Source organism: Nocardia sp. NPDC004722 (assembly GCF_053601505.1).
Map to the genome: position 1 here is coordinate 1 of NZ_JBSGBY010000947.1, position 2,137 is coordinate 2,137.

General features: G+C 69.3%; 2 protein-coding genes. Both read left to right on the forward strand.

Annotation, left to right across the window (positions count from 1 at the left end):
• Positions 1-297 (forward strand): DUF2784 domain-containing protein (locus tag ACWELQ_RS44425; RefSeq protein WP_452402973.1); only part of this gene is annotated, 297 nt, incomplete at its 5' end.
• A 205-nt stretch (positions 298-502) separates the two neighbouring features.
• A partial coding sequence (locus ACWELQ_RS44430; protein WP_452402974.1) for a BTAD domain-containing putative transcriptional regulator occupies positions 503-2,137 on the forward strand: 1,635 nt, incomplete at its 3' end.

Sequence of the window (2,137 nt, forward strand, 5' to 3'; positions counted from 1 at the left end):
TGGCGATGGCCGCGCACCATCTGGTTGCACCTGGCCGCGTTCGGCTGGGGTTTCAGCACGGTCCTGTTCAAGTTCGAGTGCCCGCTGACCAATCTGGAGAACTGGGCCCGCCATCGCGCGGGTGAGGCGGGCCTCCCGTCGAGCGGCTTCATCGATCACTACATCACCGGTGTGCTCTATCCCCGCAGTGCGCTGGCGGAAGTGCGAGTGGGCGTGGTCATCGTGGTGCTCGTGTCGTGGGTGGGGTTGCTGTGGTTGTCGCGCCGAAGCGGCGCGAAAACCACAGCCGCACACTGACACGTTGGCGCATCAGGTCGAACAGCGGCGAATCTGTCAGCGAATCGGTCATTTTGGGCAGACATCCCTGTTCCGCCGCACGTCGCGGCGCCGCTGGTGCGCCCCGTTTACCGACGCAAGGATGCGGCGGGCGGTTTAGAGTCTGCTGGATAGAGCAGGGTTGCAAGCGGGTTCGGGACCGCTCCGCTGAACGAACGGTGTGTAGGTGGAGTACTTTCTCTTCGGGCCGATGCGCGTGCGGGCCGGGGGCGCGGAGATTGCGCTGGGCGGGCCGAAGCAGCGGGCGGTGCTGGCGATGTTGCTGCTGGCTCGGGGTGGGGTGGTGCGATTCGATCAGCTGTCCGATGGGCTTTGGGGCGAACACCCGCCGGCGAAGGCGCTGACGTCGCTGCGCGCCTATGTGGCGAATCTGCGGCGCCTGCTCGATCCCGGCGATGCCGCTGGGCCGCGGTTGACCGTGCGTTCGTCGGGCTATCAGCTCGACATCGGCGACGGGTTCGTCGACATCCACCGATTCGAGGAACTGGTCGGAGCCGGGCGGCGTGCGCTGGCCGGTGGTGACGCCCGGTCCGCCGACGAGGTGTTGACCCGCGCGGCACGGCTGTGGACCGGGAACCCCCTCGTGGAGTTCGCCGGATGGTCCTTCGCGGATCCGGCGATCGAACGGTTGGCGGGGTTGCGCAGGGCGGCGGCGGAGGCGGGTTTCGATGCGGCGCTGAGTCTGGGCCGGTTCGCGGAGTTGATACCCGCGATCGAGGTGGCGATCACGGAATCGCCTGTGCACGAACGGTTGTGGGTACAGCTGATGACCGCGCTGGCCCGATCCGGGCGGCGCGCCGAGGCCCTGCAAGCCTACGATCGGGTCCGCGAGGTCCTCGATCATGAGCTGGGGATCGGGCCCGGCGACGAGTTGCGGCGGCTGTTCCGGGAATTGTGCGACGACGGTGCGGAAGCGGCCGCGGATGCGCCGATCATCCTCGGGAAGGAGCGGCCGTCGCCGCCGCGGCCGAACCTGATCGGCAGAACCGCGGAGCTGACCTGGCTGGCGGAGATGGCGGAGGCGGCCCGGCAAGGCCGCGGTGGCCTGACGGTGCTGACCGGCGAGAGCGGCATCGGCAAGACCACCCTCGCCACGACGATCACCGATCACGCCCGCGCTCTGGGCACCACCGTCGCCTGGGCGACACACCCCGACGGCGTCCAGAAGCCGTTGCTGTGGGGGTGGATTCAACTGTTGCGCGAATTGGGCGAGCACCTCGGTGCCGCGCCACGCGTGGCCGCGTGCGACGCGGCACCGGAACTGATCTCTCTGGTGCCTGAATGGCCGGAATGGGCTCGGTCGTCGACCGTGCCCCGGCAGTTCGACTCGCAGTTCGCGGTCGTCGACGGAATCGTCCGGGCGGTCCGGGAATTCGCGGGTGCGGGGCCGCTGCTGCTGGTGCTCGATGACGCGCACCGTGCCGACCGCGCGACGTTCGAGGTGCTGGGTCTGCTCGCCGACCGTCTGCATCGGCTACCGGTACTGGTCCTGGTGGCCTGGCCGACCGAAGTGCCTGCCGCCGCCGTGCACGAGGAACAACGGCGGCTGACCGAGCGAACCGACATCTCGACGATCGACCTCGGCGGTTTGGACGACGAAGCGGTCGCCGCCCTGGTCGCGCACCATTCGGGCGCACGGCCCGGCGCTCCGGTCGTACGGGCGATCCAGCGTCGCTGCGGCGGAAATCCGTTCTTCGTCCGTGAAGTCGTTCGGCTGATGGCGACCCGTGGACCGCTCGACGCGCACGACCCGGCCTGGGAGGCGGATGCGGTGCCGCACGCGGTGACCGGCGTCATCCGC